Annotated in this window: 11 protein-coding genes and 2 pseudogenes; all 13 read left to right on the forward strand. The window is 29.8% G+C overall.

What is annotated here, in order from left to right:
* Window positions 1-203 precede the first annotated feature (203 nt).
* Window positions 204-266: pseudogene (locus ACYUE0_RS17330) on the forward strand (HNH endonuclease); the annotation flags it as partial.
* Between the two features lie 126 nt (window positions 267-392).
* Entirely contained in the window at window positions 393-674 is a 282-nt protein-coding gene (locus ACYUE0_RS17335) for an HNH/endonuclease VII fold putative polymorphic toxin (RefSeq protein ID WP_460271857.1), read from the forward strand.
* 11 nt (window positions 675-685) lie between these two features.
* Window positions 686-1,069: an immunity 50 family protein gene (locus ACYUE0_RS17340; RefSeq protein ID WP_090043329.1), complete on the forward strand. Its 384-nt coding sequence runs from the start codon at window positions 686-688 to the stop codon at window positions 1,067-1,069.
* Between the two features lie 207 nt (window positions 1,070-1,276).
* Entirely contained in the window at window positions 1,277-1,615 is a 339-nt protein-coding gene (locus tag ACYUE0_RS17345; protein ID WP_460271859.1) for a hypothetical protein, read from the forward strand.
* A 13-nt stretch (window positions 1,616-1,628) separates the two neighbouring features.
* Window positions 1,629-1,946, forward strand: coding sequence for a hypothetical protein (locus ACYUE0_RS17350; protein ID WP_460271861.1), 318 nt, complete (start codon window positions 1,629-1,631; stop codon window positions 1,944-1,946).
* A gap of 508 nt (window positions 1,947-2,454) precedes the next feature.
* Window positions 2,455-2,823 (forward strand): hypothetical protein, encoded by a 369-nt coding sequence (locus tag ACYUE0_RS17355; RefSeq protein WP_460271863.1) that lies wholly within the window; start codon window positions 2,455-2,457, stop codon window positions 2,821-2,823.
* A gap of 16 nt (window positions 2,824-2,839) precedes the next feature.
* Window positions 2,840-3,346 (forward strand): hypothetical protein, encoded by a 507-nt coding sequence (locus ACYUE0_RS17360; RefSeq protein ID WP_460271865.1) that lies wholly within the window; start codon window positions 2,840-2,842, stop codon window positions 3,344-3,346.
* A gap of 308 nt (window positions 3,347-3,654) precedes the next feature.
* A pseudogene (locus tag ACYUE0_RS17365) lies at window positions 3,655-3,720 on the forward strand (HNH endonuclease); the annotation flags it as partial.
* 15 nt (window positions 3,721-3,735) lie between these two features.
* Window positions 3,736-4,131 (forward strand): HNH/ENDO VII family nuclease, encoded by a 396-nt coding sequence (locus ACYUE0_RS17370; protein WP_460271875.1) that lies wholly within the window; start codon window positions 3,736-3,738, stop codon window positions 4,129-4,131.
* Window positions 4,132-4,145: 14 nt separating this feature from the next.
* Window positions 4,146-4,565, forward strand: coding sequence for an SMI1/KNR4 family protein (locus tag ACYUE0_RS17375; protein WP_460271867.1), 420 nt, complete (start codon window positions 4,146-4,148; stop codon window positions 4,563-4,565).
* A gap of 316 nt (window positions 4,566-4,881) precedes the next feature.
* Complete coding sequence (locus ACYUE0_RS17380) at window positions 4,882-5,217, forward strand: scabin-related ADP-ribosyltransferase (RefSeq protein ID WP_460271869.1); 336 nt, start codon at window positions 4,882-4,884, stop codon at window positions 5,215-5,217.
* Window positions 5,218-5,640 (forward strand): hypothetical protein, encoded by a 423-nt coding sequence (locus tag ACYUE0_RS17385; RefSeq protein WP_460271871.1) that lies wholly within the window; start codon window positions 5,218-5,220, stop codon window positions 5,638-5,640.
* A 37-nt stretch (window positions 5,641-5,677) separates the two neighbouring features.
* A partial coding sequence (locus tag ACYUE0_RS17390; RefSeq protein WP_460271873.1) for an NADAR family protein occupies window positions 5,678-5,903 on the forward strand: 226 nt, incomplete at its 3' end.

Below are 5,903 nucleotides of genomic sequence, written 5' to 3' on the forward strand. Positions count from 1 at the left end.
GAAGATCCTAGGTAATTAACATTAATGCCTTTAGGAATGATTAAAATAAGGATAGAATAGATATGTAAGTTGATAACCATGAAATTTGTAATGGATGAGAACATTATAATAGAATGTGGTAAGGACTAATTGAATTACTAGGTTTAGAAGTACATAAATATTTATAAGATAATAGTTATAAAGAAAAGTTAAATAAACCAGTAAAGGTATATAACTTTGAAGTTTCTAATTGGCATACTTACTTTGTTTCAGATACTGGAGTACTTGTTCATAATAATTGTAGTATGGGAAGTGCTAAGGGGGAGGCTAATCCTGTTTCTAGAAAGCAAGCTTTGTCAGAAATTAAGAAGGATTTAGGCATAAGTAAATCGCAACATCCTCTTGAGCAAAAAATGGTTCCTTTATTGGATGAGAATAAAAAGAGAATTCTAGATGCGAATAATAACTTTGTAGAAACACGTGAGTTAACATATTCAGTGCAAGGAAAATTTGATGTACAAGGAAATCCTATAGATAAGGCGGTTATACAAGACCATTCTTACGGACATTATTATAATTCTGGTATTGGTAATCAACCTTCCCATTTTAATGTTAGACCTTCAACAAATACTAAGAACGGAGCCGTTCAGTGTATGAAGGACCATTATTACTTTAATTATAGAAATAGAAAATAGGTGGTGAAACTATGTTTGAAGGAATTGATAATGCAGTTGTAATTAAGAATATTTTTGGTGACAAAAATGTATTTGAAAAAGCTGAACTAATTAATGTAAATTGGCAAATGATTGATTCTAGAATTGAGTTATCAATATTAGTTCATGATGAGCCAACAAAGGTTCCTAAAAAATGGGGTGTCTTTGAAAGTGTCTATGTAAGGCTAGAGTTTTATGGCTTGAACTATTTAAGAATAGACGTAAAAGAAGATAAGCCAAGAATCGAGAAGTTTACTATGCAGAGCAATAGCGATAAGTACTGTTGTGAAATATCTATGAGTGATGAGCAGGAAATTCAGTGTACGTTTGAAGTGGCTCGTATTCAAAATATTAAACCGTTTGTAGATAAGCAGTAAATATTTATCAGTTTAAATCTATGTGGAATTCAGGGATATTGTAGAAGTGGCACAGATTTTTGTTGCCACTTCTTTTCTCTCATTTCATTTTTCTATCTAAGACCAGGGGCGGCTAAAGCTGATTTTTATGTTGGACCTGAAGGAAATGTTTATACCACTATAAGAGAATATGATATATACAAAAATGTTGAGTACGCAAGAGATAGTTTGATTCAAAATACCCCTGGAGTTAAAAGAAAAGCGATGGCAATAGGTGCATATGATTTAGAAAGTGGTAATGTTGTTGCAGATTTTGCTGGAGAAATACCAAATAATATAAATTTACAGCTTATAAATAAAGCAAACCCAATTGGTGGCGTTGGGTCAAAAGGAGTTAATAGAAAAAATACAGTTGGTGCATGTGCGGAATTTAGACGTGTAAATCAATTACTAAATATAGGAAGTGATATTAGAAATATAAGATTTACCAAGGCAGTAAGACCAAGAACTGGAGCGATAAAATCTCCATGTAATAATTGTTTAGAGATATTTGGTGATTCATATTGATAGGAGAATAAAAATGAGAATAACAGAATTTGATTTAGAAATTGAAGATTTAGAATGGTATGCTATTGATAGCAATGACAATATTGCACAATTTACAACTGAAGGTACAGGATGTGTACCAGAATTTATTTGTGAATCTAGAGAAATTTTGGATATAGTGTGCGAATATTTTGATGCACTTAGTACTTATATTGCAGAAGCTAAACTTGTTAATAAGTCAGTTGAGGAATATCCAAGTGATAATTATCTTAAAGAATGTATAAACATGACACGAAAAGGTATTTTCTGTTATGATGTTTCAAATGCACCACAGCATCTACAAGATTACTAATTGGTTAGTAAACCTGATAAAGGACTATATTTATCAGATTTACCAAAAGAAATACAAGAAATACTTATAAATTATAGAATAAATGATGTGTGTTTTAGTAAGGATGAGCGTATTAGTGTAGTTACTGCATAATCTAAATAACGTAGTGAAAAGATGAAATGAATCAGCTGAAATTTAAGTAGGCTGGTTCATTATTTTTTTAGTAGATAAATAAATAATTGGGATCAATAAAGAAGTTCCTAGGTAATTAACACTAATGCCTTTAGGAATAATTAAAATAAGGATAGAATAGATATGTAAGTTGATAACCATGAAATTTGTAATGGATGATAAGATTATAATAGAATGTGGTAAGGACTAATTGAATTACTAGGTTTAGAAGTAACTTTAGAAATACACAAATATTTATAAGATAATAGTTATAAAGAAAAGCTAAATAAGCCAGTAAAGGTATATAACTTTGAAGTTTCTAATTGGCATACTTACTTTGTTTCAGATGCTGGAGTACTTGTTCATAATACTTGTAGTATGGGAAGTGCTAAGGGAGATAGGAGAACCTAAAATTGTATTGCCAAGTAAACCACATACAAATGGAACTCAAGGTCATTGGGAAACAATACTTGATGAAGTAGATGTCATGAAAAATAGTGGTGATTATAAAAAGGTATATGTAAATAAAGGTCTTAGTAATGAAATTCCAGGAGCAAAACCTAACAGAAGACCAGATGTAATGGGGGTAAGACATAATGGTACAATAGACCAAGTTGAAGTACCAAGTAAAACAGATGACCCAGCAGCTTTACTTGAGAGAATGATTGATAATCAAAGAATAATTGGAGATAGAGCTGGTACAATAAAAGTGAGACCTATAAAATAATAAGGAGAATATGAATATGGAGAAAGAAACAATTTCAATTACAATATATGGGAAAAACATTGATAATGATTTTAAGTGGGAAGACTGGTATGAAGACGCTAAAAAAATAATTGAATCATTAGGATATAATTACAATTATGTAGGTATAAGAACTCAAAAACTTAATTCAGGAAAAGTAATGAAATTGAGTAGAAATGAAAAAAAGGTTCTGAATGAAATTCAAAATGGGCAAGAAATTAAATACATTTCAATGTTTTCAATACCACAAGATTTTCAAAGTGCTTCTTTTGATTATGATGTAATGATAGTGAGGAATTCTCAGTTTATAACATTAACAGTTAATAAAGGTGATTTTAATAAAATAGATGAACAAAAATTATTGCAACTGTCAAACAAATATATTAATAATGTACATGGAGAAATATATGAAATGGATAGATATGAATCACCATTAATTTATGCATCAAAAGCTAATCCAACATCATTTTTTAAATCACTAAATATAATTAAAGAGATAAGCTAAATGCAAAATTATAAATTAACTAACTTCATAAAATGGAAAATTGAATAAATTAAATGAAGTAATAACTATATAAAAAATTAAACTTCATAGTTTTAATAATGTAATAAAAAATGAAATGAACCAGCTGAAATTTAAGTAGGCTGGTTCATTGTTTTTTAGTAGATAATATGTAAGTTGATAACCATGAAATTTGTAATGGATGAGAAGATTATAATAGAATGTGGTAAGGACTAATTGAATTACTAGGTTTAGAAGTACATAAATATTTATAAGATAATAGTTATAAAGAGAAGTTAAATAAACCAGTAAAGGTATATAACTTTGAAGTTTCTAATTGGCATACTTACTTTGTTTCAGATGCTGGAGTGCTTGTTCATAATACTTGTAGTATGGGTAGCCCTAAAGTATATAATCCAGTAGAATTTAATGGTACATTTAAAGTTAATGGAGAGGTAAGAGATGTAAGTAGACGTGTATATCAAAGAGGAGATATAGACATAAATTACTATGACAAAGATTCTGGATTGACTAATCTTCAGCTAATGAAAAAGGGAAGAGCTCCAATTGATAGTGATGGAAAGTCTATACAATTACACCACTTAACACAACAAGAATCAGGAGCAATGGTAGAAATATTAGAAGGTACTCATCAAAAGTATACTAATCAACTTCATGGATTAGTTGGAGAAGGTGAAAGTTTTAGGAATAATCCAATATTAGAAAAGCAATATAATAAATTTAGGAGTAAATATTGGAGGTCTAGATATAAAGACTTTACTAAATAGGAGGAAGAGATTTAATGCAAGAAAAAATAATAAGTATGATAGAAAAGTACTCAGAGGATGAAGACTTTATAGGAAAAATATCAAATGATGAAATAATCAGTGATTCTAAAAAAGAATTAGGTATTAATGTACCTGAGCAATATAAATGGTTTATTAAGAATTATGGTCAAGGTGGAATAGGCGGAGTACAAATATTAGGTATATCTAAGGTAAATAGACCAGTGTTTAGAGATATTACTATAGAGTATAGGAATTATGGGTTATCGACTAATTTAATAGTAGTAGAAAATTGTGATGAATGGTTGTATTGTATAGATATAAATACTGAAAAAGTAATCGAATGGGATAGAATAGGTGGGATATTAGGTGAACGATATAATACATTTTTAGAATTTTTAGCTGATAGATTCAATGATGAAATAGAGAATATGTAGCATAAAAATCGCTAATAACAATATTTAAAAGCATAACTCTAGAATTATTGGCTGCGTTAAGTTTAAGTATTCTATAGCTTATAGAAATAAATGAAATATCAAATTAAAGTAATGACATAATATTAATAATGCAGTGTAATCAAGGCAGAAGAACTAGCTGAAAAATAAAACAGGCTAGTTTCTTGATTTTACGTGAGAAGTACTGGAAAGACAAGATTGTAACAGTAGAATGTAATAAGACGGACTCTGTTCCAAGGGGGCGGCTGAAGTTAAAACATTATTTAGAGGTGAGCGTTCAACAGTAACTTCAGATGTTGTGTTTGAACAGGGATTCACATCTAAAGGAACTCATACTAATTTAGAACAACATGTTACAAGTAATACAACAGCAGGTAACTTTATCCCAACTACTTCGGAAAAGGGAATTGAACAGCAATTCGCAGGAAAAAATGGTTATATGTACGAAATAGAAACTTCAAATTATATTGATGTTAATAGAACACTTGGTGCTAAGTCCCCTCTTCCAGAACAGATGGAATTCTCAATACCTGGTGGTATAAATCAATCACAAATTAAAGGTGCATGGGTGATGAAAAAAGGTGTTCCAACAGGAGAGTTTATTCCTAATCCAAGATTTAAGGGAGGTAAATAAGTGAATATTGAAAGAAAAATTGTTAAACTACTAATGAATGAAGAAAAACTGATTTTTGCAGATTTAGTTTTATACGAAGAAGCAATTGATGATGAAGATATGGTTCTCTTAGAGGTAAACATTGATGGTCAAAAGATTAGCTATAAAAGTGAAAACTTCTTTTCTGCACTGTTGAATTTAAGGAAAGAGCTAGAAAAGAAAAATATTCAAATTATTTGCAATGGTGCTGCTAAAAATATTTATCCATCAACTATGCAAATGTCTATGGGAAGCGGAAGAACAGCATATAGACTATGTATGGGGAATCAAGCAAAAAATTCAGATATGGTTGATATATTTGATTACGATGAAGATTTAGAATTTGCAAATATTGAAGAGCAATCTAAATATTATACTGAATGGTTAAAAAGTATAATGGCATAGAAAGTGTATAAAAAACATTTAGGAAGGTATGTTTATTATGACAATTAAATTTTACAAGGTTAATGATGAATATGGATGCTTTTCTAACTTTTTTAGACATGGCTTTAAATTTGTTGGTAAGTATTGGATGACAAGTGAACATTATTTCCAAGCCCAAAAGTTTATTGGAACTGAATATGAAGAACAAGTTAGAATGTCATCAACACCAATGGAAGCAGCAAACATGGGACGTGATAGAAGTAAACCACTTAGGAAAGATTGGG

The organism is Clostridium sp. CTA-19, from assembly GCF_054767855.1.